General features: G+C 38.1%; 8 protein-coding genes and 1 pseudogene. 4 read left to right on the top strand and 5 right to left on the bottom strand.

Annotated features, from left to right (window positions below; translation table 11 throughout):
• Positions 1–187: 187 nt before the first annotated feature.
• A pseudogene (mfd, locus tag ANSO36C_RS26770) lies at positions 188–3,753 on the bottom strand (transcription-repair coupling factor).
• A gap of 236 nt (positions 3,754–3,989) precedes the next feature.
• Between mfd and ANSO36C_RS26765 the strand changes: the two are divergent.
• Positions 3,990–5,318: a hemolysin family protein gene (locus tag ANSO36C_RS26765; protein WP_251957179.1), complete on the top strand. Its 1,329-nt coding sequence runs from the start codon at positions 3,990–3,992 to the stop codon at positions 5,316–5,318.
• 177 nt (positions 5,319–5,495) lie between these two features.
• Positions 5,496–6,302 (top strand): TdeIII family type II restriction endonuclease, encoded by an 807-nt coding sequence (locus ANSO36C_RS26760; protein WP_251957177.1) that lies wholly within the window; start codon positions 5,496–5,498, stop codon positions 6,300–6,302.
• A 1-nt stretch (position 6,303) separates the two neighbouring features.
• On the opposite strand, the gene ANSO36C_RS26755 is transcribed toward ANSO36C_RS26760, so the two are convergent.
• From ANSO36C_RS26755 to ANSO36C_RS26740, 4 genes are all read right to left on the bottom strand, one after another.
• On the bottom strand, positions 6,304–7,671 hold the full coding sequence (locus ANSO36C_RS26755; RefSeq protein WP_251957175.1) for a DNA cytosine methyltransferase: 1,368 nt from the start codon (positions 7,669–7,671) through the stop codon (positions 6,304–6,306).
• Positions 7,672–7,750: 79 nt separating this feature from the next.
• Positions 7,751–8,932 (bottom strand): aldo/keto reductase, encoded by a 1,182-nt coding sequence (locus ANSO36C_RS26750; protein WP_251957173.1) that lies wholly within the window; start codon positions 8,930–8,932, stop codon positions 7,751–7,753.
• A 359-nt stretch (positions 8,933–9,291) separates the two neighbouring features.
• Positions 9,292–10,671 (bottom strand): thioesterase domain-containing protein, encoded by a 1,380-nt coding sequence (locus tag ANSO36C_RS26745; protein WP_251957171.1) that lies wholly within the window; start codon positions 10,669–10,671, stop codon positions 9,292–9,294.
• Positions 10,672–10,679: 8 nt separating this feature from the next.
• Entirely contained in the window at positions 10,680–11,960 is a 1,281-nt protein-coding gene (locus ANSO36C_RS26740) for a non-ribosomal peptide synthetase (protein WP_251957169.1), read from the bottom strand.
• Positions 11,961–13,967: 2,007 nt separating this feature from the next.
• On the opposite strand from ANSO36C_RS26740, the gene ANSO36C_RS26735 reads away from it, so the two are divergent.
• Positions 13,968–15,401, top strand: coding sequence for an oligosaccharide flippase family protein (locus ANSO36C_RS26735; protein ID WP_251957167.1), 1,434 nt, complete (start codon positions 13,968–13,970; stop codon positions 15,399–15,401).
• Positions 15,402–15,487: 86 nt separating this feature from the next.
• The gene (locus ANSO36C_RS26730) at positions 15,488–16,588 is read left to right on the top strand and encodes a glycosyltransferase family 4 protein (RefSeq protein WP_251957165.1); all 1,101 of its coding nucleotides are present in this window, start codon (positions 15,488–15,490) and stop codon (positions 16,586–16,588) included.
• The last annotated feature ends 2 nt before the right edge of the window (positions 16,589–16,590 follow it).

Raw genomic sequence — 16,590 nt, 5'->3', positions numbered from 1 at the left:
ATAGCTATTAATTGTTATGAAGATCATACCAATTCAATTAATGATTGCAACACATCTTTGGGTAAAGACGCGATTCATCGCGTCTCTACAAATGGTCTATTTGTCGCATTCTTTTTCCCAATTGGCATCACTCTGGTTATCCTCTGTAGATTTGGTTCTTAATTGATAAAAACTTGAGCAAAACTTATCAAACAATAGCCGCCTCTGGAATCGCACCCTGCATTCTCCCAAAAGCATCAATCAAATTTTGCAATTGTTGATCTGCTTTAAAAACTCCTAACCCGCGCACCGTCACTTTTCCTGGAGAATAGACAAAGCGGGTCTTGAGATTGTCTGGTAAATTTGCCGCCAATAAATTCCAAGCCGGTTCCTCCATTGGTGTTTCTAAAACAACGTGCTGCTTTTGTTCTGGCTTAATGCGGCTAAATCCGAGTTTTTTCGCTAGCTGTTTGAGTTCCATGACTCGCAAAAGTTGATTTGCCGGGACTGGTAAAGTACCATAGCGATCGCTCCACTCGGCTGCAATCTGTTTTAATTCTGATTTAGATTTAGCTGTAGCCACCGCCCGGTATGCACTCATCTTTTGATCCAAATCGGTGATATAATCTGCCGGAATAAACGCCGTGAGGTTAAGGTCAATCTGGGTATCCTCCACTTGCGGAATTTCTTGTCCTCGGATTTCCCGAATTGCTTCTTCTAGCATTTCCATGTATAAATCAAAACCGATGGCATCCATTTGACCGGATTGTTCTGCACCTAGCAAGTTACCCACACCTCTGATTTCCATGTCGCGCATCGCTAGCTGATAACCAGAACCTAGCTGAGTAAATTCCTGAATCGCTCGTAATCGTTGCCGTGCTGCATCAGATAATTGCCGTTGCTTTGGATAAAATAACCAAGCATGAGCTTGGATACCTGCACGCCCCACACGACCGCGTAATTGATACAGTTGTGCCAAACCAAAGCGGTGAGCATCTTCAATCAAAATGGTGTTGACTCGTGGAATATCTAAGCCAGATTCAATAATTGTCGTACAAACGAGAATATCTGCATCGCCATTACTGAAAGTGAGCATGGTTGATTCTAACTCGCTTTCATCCATTTGACCGTGAGCGATCGCAAATCTAGCTCCCGGTATCACTTCTCGTAAATTGGCTGTTGTCTCTTCAATTCCATCCACTCGTGGAACTACATAAAATACCTGTCCCCCTCTGTCTAATTCTTGACGAATTGCAGTGCGGATAGCTTCGGAATTTATTGGTGACAGATGGGTTTTAATCGCTCGTCTGGTTGGGGGTGGTGTGGTAATCAAACTCATTTCCCGAATTCCCGACAAAGACATATACAAAGTCCGGGGAATGGGAGTAGCGGAGAGGGTTAGCACATCCACTTGAGTTTTTAGACTTTTAATTTTCTCTTTCTGGTTTACCCCAAAACGCTGTTCTTCGTCCACCACCAACAGCCCTAAATCCCGGAACATCACGCCTTTACCCAAAAGTTGCTGTGTACCAACAACTACATCTAGTTCACCAGTTGCTAATCGCTTTGAATATCGCGGCGTTCTTCAGCAGACCGAAAACGGTTGAGTAAGCCGACATTCACGGGGTAAGGTGCAAAACGTTCTTTGAGTGTATGGTAATGCTGCTGTGTTAAAATTGTCGTTGGCGCAAGGAGTGCCACTTGTTTACCGGCGATGACTGCTTTGAAAATAGCACGAATCGCCACTTCCGTCTTTCCGAAACCGACATCGCCACAAACTAAGCGATCCATTGGGCGATCGCTCTCCATGTCGCGTTTTACATCTTGAACAGCTTTGAGTTGATCCGTTGTGGGTTGGTAGGGGAAAGAATCTTCCAATTCTTCCTGCCAAGGCATATCACTGGGAAAGCTAAAACCTTGTTGTTGCGATCGCGCTGCATACAGTTTCAACAAGTCCACCGCCAGTTTTTTGATGGCTTTGCGGACTTTATTTTTGGTATTTTCCCAAGCCTTACCAGTCATCCGATTGAGTTCTGGTGCTTTATCACCTCCGGCGCGGAACCGCGATAAAGCACCTACTTGATCGGCTGCGACTCTTAATAACCCATCAGCATACTGCACCACCAAATAATCACGGGTTTCATTATTAATCGCCAAACTTTCCAGCTTGACAAATTTGCCAACACCATGATTTCTGTGAACGACATAATCGCCTGGACGCAGCTTATTGGGATCAACTTGTTTAGAAGTAGCTTTGTGGCGCTTGCGGATATAGCCGGGAGTCGCCAAAGAATGCTGCCCAAAAAATTCCCGATCTGTAACGATTACCAAACGGTAAGTAGGCAGGATAAAACCTTCTAATTCCGCAAGACCAGAATATTTTAAGGCTATGGGAGTATGGTTAATTTGCAGCTTATCTATCGCTTGATAGTCGCGGGGATTGGGGATAAACTGAGCCGGACAATCATGTTCTTGCAACAGCGACACAGAACGCGAAGGTTGAGCAGAAAGCAGCCAGATCGAGAAATTGCGATCGCGTTCTTGGCGGATGGTTTCAGCCAGTTTAGCAAACTGGTGCGGCATGACTGGAACAGGACGGCAGGCAAGATTGATCCCAGTATTTTCCTCTGAAAGTTCCGACAAATATAATGTCTTAAATTTGGCAACATCAAGCAGACAGTCATCAAACGAACGGTGGATTTTCGGCAATGTTACGGAAGTAGACGTAGATTCTTCCCCATTCCCCATTCCCCATTCCCTATTCCCTACTCCCCATTGTTCTTGGGCATTTTCTACCCAGCGATCGCTATGAGCATGACACTGTTCTGGCTCATCAATGGCAATCAGGGTATTTTCTGCTAAGTAGTTTAGCAAAGATGCTGGTTGCTCAAAAGCCAACCCCAAAAAGCGACGACTACCCTCCAAAAGAGACGAGTTATTAGTGCTAAATTCTGAGTCAGAATTTAACTCAGCACTCAGCACTTGGAACTGGGCACTATTTTTCAGTGCAGCCATCACGACGGGAGTAAAGCTAGTAGGTGTAAGAATTAACTGGTCAACTTTGTCGAGGGCTGAACGTTGAGTTGCTGGGTCGAATTCGCGCATTTGCTCGATTTCATCGCCAAACCATTCCAACCGGACTGGTAACTCAGAGGAAACCGGAAACACATCAACAATATCGCCCCGCCGACTCCATTGCCCTTCCATTTCCACCAAAGGAACTCTTTCGTACCCCAAAATAGTTATTTTCTCACTGAAGGCATTCAAATCTAATTCCATCCCTTTTTTCAGGGTAAGACAGAATTGCTCAAAAGCTTCTGGTGGAGGCAAATGAGGTTGCAGCGCCCCTTGAGTAGCCACAATCGCCATCTTGGGTAATTGAGAATTGGATAAAATCTGGTTTTCTTCCCCATGCCCCATGCCCAATGCCCCATGCCCCATTCCCAAATCCGCCAATACCTGCATTTGCCCCCAACTCATCTCAGTTTCTGGGTCAAAAGGTTCGTAGGGAGAAGCCTCGGAGGTGGGGTAAAAATGTACTGTTTGCCATCCCATTGCCTCTAGTTGTGCGTAAACGCGTCCAGCTTCCTCCAGAGTGGCGCAAACTACGAACAAATTTTTGCCCTGAGCCTGTGCTAATGCTGAAGCAACCAGAGCCTTGGGCAGCCTGGGAATGCCATTTAACCGCAATTCTTGTTGTCGATTCAGCTTAGAAATAAATTCAGTAGTGAGCGACGATCGGCCTAAGGCACGCACAATAGAAGAAAATGACATAAGTACTACTATGGGAGTCTTTGTGGGTCAGGAAATTTTGAGGCAGTTTATGTCAACCATTTTAAAAGTGTTAACAGCTTTCTTATCCCTTCGGTGGAAGAATAATACACAGCGCCTAATAAACTTAAGAACTATAACTATTACTTTGTGTATAGTCAAAGCATTTATCTAAACACCTTTAATACTAGATACTAGGGATTGAGCTACGTTCGCTCTGATAAGCGGCAATTTTAAACATGTCCTCCATAACTTTTGAAATTTTAATCATTTTGGTGCTAATTATTGCCAACGGCGTGTTTTCCATGTCTGAGATGGCAATTGTCTCGGCGCGGAAAGTTAGGCTACAACAGCTTGCCAATCAAGGAGATGTCAAGGCAAAGGCAGCACTCAAACTAGCTGAGTCTCCAAATCATTTTCTGTCAACCGTCCAAGTGGGTATTTCGCTGATTGGTATCCTAACCGGTGCTTTTGGAGGAGCAACAATTGCCAACCGACTGGCAGTCTATGTAAAACTTGTGCCTTTGTTAGCACCTTATAGTGAACCAATATCTTTTGGAATAGTGGTTTTGATTATTACCTATTTGTCACTCATTGTTGGCGAATTAGTACCAAAGCGTCTGGCATTAAACAATCCAGAAAGAATTGCCTCGACTGTCGCTATTCCAATGCGTGCCTTATCGGCGATCGCTTCGCCAATGGTATATCTTTTAAGTGCTTCTACAGATTTGATCCTGCGATTACTAGGAATTACAGCTTCTACCGAGCCGCAAGTCACCGAAGAAGAAATTAAAATCTTAATAGAGCAAGGGACTGAGGCGGGAACCTTTGAGGAAGCTGAACAGGATATGGTAGAGCGAGTCTTTCGTTTAGGCGATCGCCCTGTCAGCTATTTAATGACACCCCGTCCTGATATTGTTTGGCTAGACTTAGACGACTCTGCCGAAGAAAATCGCCAAAAAATGGTTGATAGTGCCTATTCTCGGTATCCAGTTTGTCAGGGGGGACTTGACAATGTATTGGGTGTTATCCCTGTCACCGACTTATTAGCCAGGAGTTTCCGAGGGGAACCCTTGGATTTAACGATCGGATTGCGACAGCCCGTATTTGTACCAGAAAGCACTCGTGGCTTAAAAGTTTTGGAATTGTTTAAGCAAACCATTACTCACATGGCGCTAGTAGTGGATGAATACGGTGTGATTCAAGGATTAGTCACTCTCAACGACATCATGAGTGAAATCGTGGGTGACGTTCCTTCAACGGATGGACAGGATCAACCACAAGCTGTGCAACGCGAAGATGGTTCGTGGCTTTTGGATGGGATGTTGCCTGTAGAGGAGTTTTTGGAACTTTTTGGTATGGAAGACTGGGAATCTGAGGAACGCGGCAGTTATCAAACATTAGGCGGTTTTGTCATCACCCATTTAGGTCGTATTCCTGCCGCAGCAGACCACTTTGAATGGCAAAGTATGCGAATTGAAGTGATGGATATGGATGGTAATCGCGTTGATAAGGTGCTAGTCATACCGAAGGCAGTTAAATCAGCAGATACGGCAAAATCTGATTAGTATTGGGAATGGGGCATTGGGCATTGGGCATTGGGAATTGATAATTATTGTTTATATTTTCCATGCACTTTGCCCAATGTTAGATGGTGTGTTAGCTTAAACCCGTAATGTACCCTACCAGCTTGTCGGTTGGACATCTTATATCGTCCGCCCCCATCAACATCAAACAATTTAATTATGAATGACTATCTTAAAGAAAGAATCAAGGAAAATCTTAAAATTTCAATTAGAAAATTTTTTAACAATAAAAAAGTAAAAAATTACCAAGTATTAGATGATATTTTTCCTAATGAAAGACGAATACGTTCTTTAATAGGTGGATTAGAAACAAGTTTAGGAACAACTTTTTGGGAACCTATATCTAAAACATTAGCTGAAATCAATGGATTTCAAATCATCAAAGAGAAAATATTAGTTCCAACTCCGTTTCCTCAAGCTTTGCAGAATGAATTGGATAAAGTAGTTTATGAACGTGAGAATAAGCCTAATAACAGGAGAGTTTCAACAAAAGAATGCATAGATAGCCTAAGAAACGCTGCGGAAAAAACTAATCCCGAAGACATTGCCACCTACATTTACGTATCTCCTCCATCAGGAACTGGAGTTGATATTCATTTGTTTAAGGATGGAATTGAATATCTTTTTGATATAAAAACTGCACAGCCAAATCAAGGTGATTTTCAAAAATTTAACAAGCAAATGCTACAGTGGTACGCCTATAGACTTGCTAAAAATACAAATGCTAAGTTAGAGGCTCGTATTGCTATTCCTTTTAATCCTTTTCAAAAATCTTGGTATGAAATGCAAAAAACTAAGTTATTTAGTTCTCCTCTAGATATCGCTCAAGATATATGGGTTGAAAATGAATTTTGGGATTTTTGTTCTGGAACTGAAAATACATTTGAGCAATTAAAAGCGCTTTTTATTGAGTTAGGAGAAGAAAATTTTGCCGCCGAATTTAATGATATTTTTTACCAAAATTAGTTTAAATATCAAGAATACTTAGCAACTCTTTCGCTACATATTCAACAACAGGAACAGGAACAGCATTACCAAACTGTTTTTTGGCAATATCATCTTTTTCGTGATATTCAAAATTTCTAGGAAAACCTTGTAATTTACAAGCGTGTTTAGCCGTGATTGGGATGAACTTTTTCTGGTTATAAATTTTTTCTAAGAAAATATTTTTATATTCCTGTGGATGACTAGCATGAATTGATACTGTTGCTATATAGTCTTTAGCGCCAGTAGCAGTTAAAGTTGGCATAATATCAGCAGTAGGCAAAATAATTCTATAAATATCATTAATACCTGTCATATTTTTAGAATTAATAAATTCATACTTATGATCAGCAGTGAATCGGAATATTCCTTTTTGGACTAGTTCATTTAATTCATTTATCTCTAGGTCAGATATTATCTGTTTAAAATTATCAAAAGATAAGGGATTACCATCTTTCTCTCCATATTTTTTACTTCTCCTATGTTTTAGAAGAGTTAAGCAAATCATTTTTTCTCTATCACTAGTTTCTATAATATCCCAAGAGTGAATTGTTGTGTGTCCATTTCTTAAATCAGAAAAAATGAAAAAATCATTTAATTCATCATCTTTTTGAAATCTAGTTCTTGATGGTGGAATCATACCTTTAAATAAGGTATGTCGATCTAACTTGACTTTTTCAATAATTTTTGCAGGTTTAATATCATCTAATATATCGAAAACTTTTGGATGAATGTTCAAAGGAATAGGAAATTTATACTCTTGGCATTTTTCCAGATCATTTCTAATTCCAACGATAAAAACTCTCTCTCTATTTTGAGGTAAACCAAAATCATAAGCATTGAGGACTTTCCATTTAACACAATATCCGATGCTTTCCAATTCATGTACAATCAGTTCTAAGTTATCTATATTTTTCGGGCTTGCTAATCCACTGACATTTTCAAATATAAAGCCTTTAGGTTTATTTTTATTGACTAGTCTAATTACATCAAACCATAACTTTCCTCTTGGATCTTCAAATCCCTTTAAACGACCTGCGACTGACCAAGGTTGACACGGAACACCACCAACCACTATGTCAACATGAGAAGGAAGTTCAGTAATTTTTGTTATGTCTCCTAATTCAACTTCATCTTTGTTTAAGTAGCTGATAAAATTTTGTTGATAAACTTTTATAGCTTGTTTGTCTATTTCAGAATAGCCTAAACATTGACCACCGAGTTTTTGTAAAGCAATTCTAAATCCACCAATCCCAGCAAAGAGATCGATGAAAGCAAATTTATTTTGATAAGTTACTAACTGTAGAGGTAATTCTATTTGTTTTGAATGTTGTGAAAATACAGATTTCATTTTTGTTAGCCAACTTGATTAACTAACTATTGATATGTAGTCACTTAGTATATCATTAAATATACTAAGTTTCTAATCCTCAACTTTGAGACAATCGTTTCACCTCTTCACCCGCTAACATCTGATGAGCTTGTTTCAGGAGTTGGGGGATTTTATCGGCGTAGGGATTGCGGGTAAGAGATTTCCCTAAATCTAATTCATCTAGCCGGTCGGCTTTGTTGCCGGGGAACCAGTGGCCGCCATTACCAAGCAGGTTGTAGCGCATTTTGGCATAGTCTACCAGATCGTAAGCGATCGCTAAATTCCACAGCCACAAAATCACCCGAATATTTACCTCACCAGGGGTTTCGTCAAAGGTTGGTAGATTTGTTTCCCAGGATTTTACCCAATCTTCTCCCAAAGTAGCGATCGCTTCTGATTCCAACCTTGCTAAAATTGGTGGCAAAATTTCTGATGCCCGATCTATTAATTCTAAAGTCTTCAGATGTTCATCAAAATCTTGTGGTTTTGCTGCTCCCAAGCTCAGGGTATGTACCTCTTGATGACTTAGACAAAACAAATCATTAAACACCATTGGACTCAACGGGGCACAAAGATTTACTAATTTTTGTGGAGGTTCATACAACAAACCTCCTTTATTAGATGGACTAATGATAAACACCCCCATATCATGGCGTTTAGCTGCTTCAATTGCCGCCCAATTCCATTGATTAATGTAGTACCAATGCAAATTCACGTAATCAAATTGATTGGTATTAATTGTCTGCACAATTGACTCTGTTGATCCGTGTGTAGAAAACCCAATAAATCTAACTTTTCCCTCAGCTTGCAACTGCTGTGCTACTTCCAAACAGCCACCAGAACGGATACTATAATCTAATGATTCAGGATGATTGATACCATGCAATCCTAAAAGGTCAACATAATCTAGCTGGAGATTTTTTAATGATTGTTCAAATGTATCACGGAATTCTTTCGCATCTGCCGTTGGGCTGACTTTGGTTTGAACAATCAACTTTTCGCGGGGAAACTTGGGCAATATTCTCCCCAATTGCATTTCGGATGTGCCATAACCACGAGCAGTTTCGATATGATTAATCCCAGCTTCCAGCGCACTTCTAATTGTCGCTTCCAAATTCGCCTGGTTATCAGCAGGAATTTCATTATTAGGAACATCCTGCCATTTAAACTGATATCTCATGCCACCGCACGAAAACACTGGCATCTGTAATTCTGTGCGCCCAAATCGTCTATATAGCATCAGTAGATTGTGAATTGCTTACCAACTTAAAGTCTAATAACAAAAGTCATTCAAGCTTTTAATGCCACAAGAATTAACTCTGTTCAATTTGTAGCACTATCCGATTCTTAATGTCTTCTCTGCGAGACGCTACCCGTTGGCGTAAGTCGACGCAGCAAAAGGCGGTTCGATAAATTAAGCTTAATTTGCAACTTTTGCGTAAGTCTTTTGCGTAAGTATTGAATTAATTAAATTTGACCACGGTTTTCATCCAAGCAAAGAAAAACTAAAATTGGACTTCAAAGCCTCCCCACCTGCGGAAGAGAGGTAAGTAAAAAGCCATGCCGAAAAACGAGAAGTTAAGACTTAACTCTCTAATATTAACTCAGACGGTCATCTATAGAAAGCTCTAATTTTTTAGCAACTAACCGGATGCTAGGTTCTTGGAAAATACTAGTGTGATCTCCAGGAATTTCATGTATCTCCAATCCTCCACCGGCCAACTTAGTCCAACCTAGTTTAGGCTCATCCTGAAAACGCCTATCACTAGCCATGAAAAGATTTATACGGCCCAAGTAAGGTTGCGGTATGTACTTTGCTGCATATTCTTTTACAAGTTTTATGTATGCTGCTCGACTAACTAAATATTGGAGTTTTTTAATTCTAATAAATTTATTTTTCAGAGCGAAATTACCATATTTTTCTGACAACCGTTCGATACCATATTTTAGAAGATAGGCAGGCCCAATTTTTAAAAGTTGATTCAAGTTGTATGATAGGCTCTTCGATACAGGCGGTTTTTTAATTGTACTTGGTACATAAGAATCAAACAAAGCTAGTAAAGCTATGTGCTGACCTTGTGATGACAATTGTTGAGCCATTTCAAATGCTATAACTCCTCCAAAAGAATGACCTCCCAAAAGATAAGGGCCTTCAGGTTGGAGAGTTCTTATTTCATTGATGTAGCGCGATGCTAATTCCTCTATCCCATTGAATCTAATTGGCATTCCCTGTCCATCCTCTGATATTAGGGCATAAACAGGTTGCTCTGAATCTAAATAAGAAACTAGAGATTCATATAAGCTAAAACCTTGACATAAAAATAAAGGTGGTTTAGAACCATTAGCTTTAATTGGGACTAAAGACGATAAAGACGGTGAAAACTCTAATTGGCGAATAATTATGGCCAGTTGCTCAATAGTCGGATTTTGATAAAGAATAGCCAAGGGCATATCTTTTTTAAAGGCTTTCTGAACTTGTGCAAACAGGTGTATGGATAGCAACGAGTTGCCTCCTAAATCAAAGAAGTTATCCTTTATGCCAATAGGCTTGATACCTAGCACATTTTCCCAAATCCTTGCCAGTTTGAGTTCTATCTCATCGCTGGGAGGAACAAAAGTTTCTTCTGCTTGTTGTCTAGTTTGAGCAGGTTCTGGTAGAGAACGGCGATCTATCTTGCCATTAGGAGTCATTGGTAAAGCTTTCAAGATGACAAAAGCTGAAGGCATCATGTAAACAGGTAGTTTCTGCTGTAAAAAACGACGCAGTTGCTCAACTTTAACTGTCTGTTCCAGGTTTAAAGTCAGATAAGCTACAAGACGTTTGTCACCCTGAACTTCTTCTCTGCTGATAACAACAGCTTCTTTCACAGAGGGGTGTTGTCTAAGAACAGCTTCAATTTCTCCCAATTCAATTCGGAAGCCACGTATTTTTACTTGGTGATCAATACGACCAAGAAACTCGATATTACCATCGCTCAAATAACGTGCTAAGTCCCAGTTTTGTACAGGCGTGCCCCTCTTTCAGAGCTAAAAGGGTCGAAAATGAACTTCTCTCTAGTCAATTCTGGACGGTTAAGATAGCCTCGCGCTAGACCAATACCGCCAATGTACAGTTCACCTGATTCACCAACAGGCATAGGCTGCAAATTTTCATCAAGGATGTGAATCTCTGCATTGGTAATCGGACGGCCAATGGGAGCAATGCCGTAATTAGTGCCGCGTTGGCAAGTCCAAAAAGTAGTATCAATGGAAGCTTCTGTCGGGCCATAACAGTTATGTAGAACATTATCCAAATTCAGTTGGGCAAAAAAACGTTCTATAAGTTCGCCAGGTAAAGCTTCACCACCGCAGGTAATGTGCCTAATGAATCGGCAATTCTCAATTCCCTTTTCTTCCAGTAAGACACGGAGGATGGAAGGTACTAAAGCCAGGACAGTGATTTGCTGCTCAATAATTACCTTCACAAGGTAGGTTGTATCCTGATGTCCACCAGGACGAGCCATAAATAATTGCCCTCCAAAGCATAATGGCCAAAATATCTGCCACACTGAGGGGTCGAAGCTAAAGGAAATAGTTAGTAAAACTTTGTCTGCGTTAGTTAATCCAAAAGTTGTTTGCTTCCAGTGGAGTTGATTGCAAATCCCACGGTGAGGGATCATTACACCCTTGGGCTGTCCTGTAGAGCCAGATGTATAAATTACGTAGATGAGGTTATCAGCCGTAGTCTGATTTACAGGATTTTTTTGACTGTTTTGAATATTTTTTTCCCAGTCTAAGTCTAGATAAACCACTTGTGCGTGATGCGGTGGTAAATTCTTGACTAATTTTTCTTGGGTTAACAATACTGGTGTCTGGGTGTCTTCCAAGATAAAAGCCAAACGTTCTGAGGGATATGCCGGATCTAAAGGCACATAAGCGCCTCCAGCTTTGAGGATTCCCAGCAGCCCTACAATCATTTCTAAGGAGCGCTCTAGGCAAATGCCTACAAGTACTTCAGACCCAACGCCTAAAGTACGTAGGTGGTGCGCTAGTTGATTTGCCTGTTGGTTTAACTGCTGATAAGTAAGCTGTGTATTTTCGCATACTACAGCTATTGCTTGGGGCGATCGCTCCACTTGCATCTCAAACATTTGATGGATGCACAGATCCTGATGATGATCTTTTTGGGGATCATTCCATTCTTGTAGAACTTTAGTGCCGATCATTTGATTTAAGGTATTTAATGGAATATTTTGCTTATATTCTGAACTTTGGTTATTTATGTCCATTTTCTACATATCAACTCCATTAGGAAACGCAATTTTTTAATTTATTATTTATGGGTTTATAGCAAAGTTTTATGTCGTTTTACACACTAGTTTTTTTAAATATAGAAACCTAGGGCTAAAAAAACAAAAATTAGCTAGGTTTAAGACTCACTAAAGGATTACGGTTTCTGGTTGCTAATACCCAAAAAAATATATGTCTTTTCAAAAATAATTGTATTTGAAGCTCTAGCCAATAGACTTCTAAGTCTAACAAAACAAACATTCTTTATATTTATATCCAATATTTTATTTTTAAATGAAACTTGAAAATACAATGAAATTCAAAAACCTTATCACTGTATGGTTGAGTTATAGGCATAGACAATAATTCGATTTGTAGTTTTAGTGAAAAAGTAGTTTTTTTTTTTTTTAGTTAGCTCAATAGCTTGAATACCACATCTTTATAAAAAAAAACTCTATCTTTTTTTAGGGAAATTTGCTGAATGAAAAAATAATTATTACCAAATCTTTACCATGTTTCTTCAGATGTAAAAATAATGTAAAGCCATAATTATAATTTACTTAAATGTGTTATCTTGTCAACCTTCAAACCAGTTACTAGCTGAATGTTTAAAATTTACCATCGATTTTCCTTACCAATAGCGATCAAAAAATTATACGTTGACACAGTAAAGCTCTCATCAGGTGGGTTACATTCCACTATAAAGTAAGGTGTATGGGACTAAAAGCTTATACATAGACTTAATGACTCTATTAATGTAATACAAAATACAAGTAAAACTCTTTTAATTCTCAAAGAGAACACCCATTTAAGCTCTTTAGCTACAAGCAAAAACAGATAACTATAGGTTTGTTTGATGGTGAAACCACCGTGCCTAAGCCCTGAGTTTTCAATAGATAAGATTGGATCAGTCGAAAATTTAATCCAGATACAAAAATCTATCAAAATAATTGATTCTTTTTCTAAATGTGAAAATATTTATGATGCAGATATAGCAAGACTTATAGATGTCAGACATTGTTGATAATACTTTCAACTATTAAAATTTATTTTCATTAAACTGTGAGCAATTCTTTAGAGATACCTATGAAGCTGACCCAAATTCAACCACAAGCATTCAATATGTAAATTTTTATAACAATAATCAAACTTTTGATGCATTTTGTTATATCTTGTTCATGTAAGTTTTGTTAATCAGTAATTATGCCTAAATAATAAAGGAGTGTTGTAAGCAAAACTAAGTTAGTCTGGATAAATATGTTACGCGAACTCCTGAATAGATATTAAATATTTCAAACAAAAGCGTTTTTTGTATCAATCGGTTGTTGATATTACAAGCCCAAGATTAATATTATTGTCTTAGTTGCTAAATATAGCTTTTATTTGTGCTGATAGATATTCTGTAAGTATCACTATTTAATATTTATGTAAACAAAAAAAATAATTCGTTCTTCTGTTTTTATTACTTCTAATCCTCAAGATAGGAAATGAGCAGATTGTTATATTTTTCAAAAATAAAACATTAATTGTATCGTATCCGGAACAGTGAATGCTAATTCATTGAAAAACATAAACCTTAGCTAACATTAAGTCACCTTAATAAATTAGGATTAGCGAAAGTTTTTTATATGTATTAATATAATATATAATTATTGCAATTCACCTTCTATTTATTTTTCGCTTTCATTTAATTCATTAAGGCTTTTCTACTTTGTTGATTAATTAACTGCCTGCATAATGAGTAATACATACAAAGTTTTCGCATTCAGAAATCAAAACCTAAGAAAACCTTGTGATAAGTGATAAACTTATAGAAGCTAAAAAAGAATGCAATAAAAATGTATTATCTTCACCTGTTTGTTTTAATATTATGCATTCTAAGATATAAAAACTTATGATGAGCGATATACCCCAAAAAGTAAAGTTACAAAATATATGTGTATTTAGTTATAAAATACTATATGTATTAATGATTCAAAATAAGGAACTAAATTAATAATTTGAAAATGCTAGATAAGTACAGATTTCTAAGTAATTCCCTTTCAATGATAGCCAATAGGTTAGTTCAAAGCATTTCAACCTTTGTCTTAACTGCTGCTATTGCTCGTACTCTAGGAGCTGAGGCTTTAGGTCAGTATTTGCTAGCATACAGCTACTATTTTATATTTGTGGGAATTGCTTCACAGGGTCTAAAAACATTGTTTACTAGGGAACTAGCCCGTGAGCCACAAAAAACCCCAGTTTATTTAATGAGTGGTACTTGGCTTCAATTAATATTTAGTTTCTTCAGTTATGGGGCTTTGGTAATTGTAGTATTTTTACTTCCCTATGGTGCCAAAACCTCTACTCTTTGCTACATCATGGGCTTAACAATCATTCCTTTTGCCCTTTCTAACATCACGGAGGCAATTTTTCAAGCTAAAGAAAAGATGCATCTAATTGCAATTTCTACAGTCCCCATTTATATCTTACGCCTAATAATAATGATTTGGGCGATGAAGCTGAAATACGGAATTGAATATCTAGCGGTAATCCTACTTTTATCAGAAACATTAATTCTGGCAATAGAGTGGATGCTTATCATCCGCTTGGTCAAAATACAATGGCAAATTGATGGGGATTTTGTATTGAATACAATCAAAAATGCTCGGACATTTTTTGCTATTGAAGGAATAGCTGTGATTGCTGGCAGAATTCAAATCTTGATTCTTTCATTGTTAGGAAATGAGTTTCTAGTGGGTCTATTTGGTGGAATCGCACAATTACTACAACCCTTTTTAATTATTGCTAACAGTGTGACTTTAGCAATATTTCCAAGATTTTCAAAAGCGGTAGAGCAAGGACGTGACAACCAGAGACAGATAACTGAAAATATTATTGAAGTATTGTTAATGATGGCATTACCCTTGCTTCTTGGACTGTTATTATTTGGCAAAGATTTGCTAGCTTTTATTTATGATAATAGCTTTGCTGAAGCATATATAGCTCTCAGTATAACAGCCATTTCACTCATTTTCTTGCCATTCACACGTTCATTGTCCTACTTACTTGTAGCCAATGGTTTCGAGATAGTCAACCTACGTGAAGTAGTTATAACTACTTCAATAGGAAGCTTCTTAGGCGTGGCATTAGTTTCACAATATCAGTTGCTAGGTGCAGCTATAATGGCATTACTAATGAATATTATTGGTTTTAGTCAGTACATCTACTTCACCTATACTCGCCTATTTTCATTAAATTTATGGCGAATTATGCGGCGACCTTTAATAATAACCTTTTTGATGTTACCAATATTCCTACTATTGCAAAAAATTAGTTTAAATTTTATCTTAACTTTAATTATTGCAACTTGTGCTTATGGATTATCTATGATTTATCTCGGTATTCGTGCGTTTGGGGGATTCCGTTTTTTATGGGTAAAATTTTTAAGAGAGCAATAGCAATAATTTTTTCCATCTAAAATTTTAACAGTAAGCTATGCAGATTGCTTAAATTAAGTAAGTTAAAGGAAAATATAATTTTAATTATGATTAAAGTTGCTTTATTACATTTTTGCTTTGAAGACTACACTATCGAATTAGCAAATAGTTTGGTTAAGTATGTTGATTTAACGCTAATTCATCCAGAAAGAATTTCACGTATTTGTAGCAAGGCTCTTGATTCAAATATCCGTGTCATTAGCTTTAAAAAACCAAGGATGCGCGACCCAGGCAATTTCTTGTCTATGGTCAATATGATGAATATTATCAAAGACATACAGCCAGATGTTTTACATGTGCAAGAAACTAACGATCCTTGGTACGATTGGACTTTGTTGCTCAACAAGATGCCACCATTGGTGACGACTATCCATGATATATTCCCTCACCCAGGGGATAAAATGAATGCTTTTGGTTCAAAGTATACTAAACGTATTAGCTTCTACCGTTCCCAACAGTTGATTGTCCATACTCATCAACTAAAAAAGATTCTAATTGAGCAATTTCGGATACCTCAAGAGCGGGTCAATGTTTTACCTCATGGGGAACTTGGTAGTTTATATCAGCGTCGGGGTAGTCAAGATATTCAACCCCGTGAGCCATTTACCTTGCTATTTTTTGGACGTATCTTCCCCTACAAGGGATTGAAATATTTGCTTGAGGCTATGCCCTTAATTGCTGAATCTATACCTGAAGTCAAGCTGATTATTGCTGGAAGGGGAGACAACATAAAGCAGTATTTCCCTAATGGTTATGATGAGAAACGCTACGAAATTATCAATGACTTTATCCCGCTTGAAGAAGTAGGTAATTTATTTCAACGCAGCACAGTAACAATTTTGCCATATATTGAGTCTTCTCAAAGTGGTGTAGCAGCGTTATCTTATGGAATGGGAACGCTGGTTGTAGCTTCTGATGTTGGGGGATTAAGTGAAATAGTTCATGATAAAGAAGATGGGTTGTTAGTTCCACCCTGCGATGTTCGAGCGCTAGCTGATGCCATAATTTGTTTGTTAAGCGATCGCGATTTGCAACAACGTATGCAAACTGCTGCAAGAGTTCGTTGCCAGCAAGATTTAAATTGGTTAAATATTGCTGCTAAAACAGCTGAAATTTATCATAGAGAAATCAATATAAATATTAGTTAATT

Source organism: Nostoc cf. commune SO-36 (assembly GCF_023734775.1).
Lineage (GTDB): Bacteria > Cyanobacteriota > Cyanobacteriia > Cyanobacteriales > Nostocaceae > Nostoc > Nostoc commune_A.
Note: the sequence above shows the minus strand (reverse complement) of the source record. Positions and strands in the feature narration are given on the sequence as shown.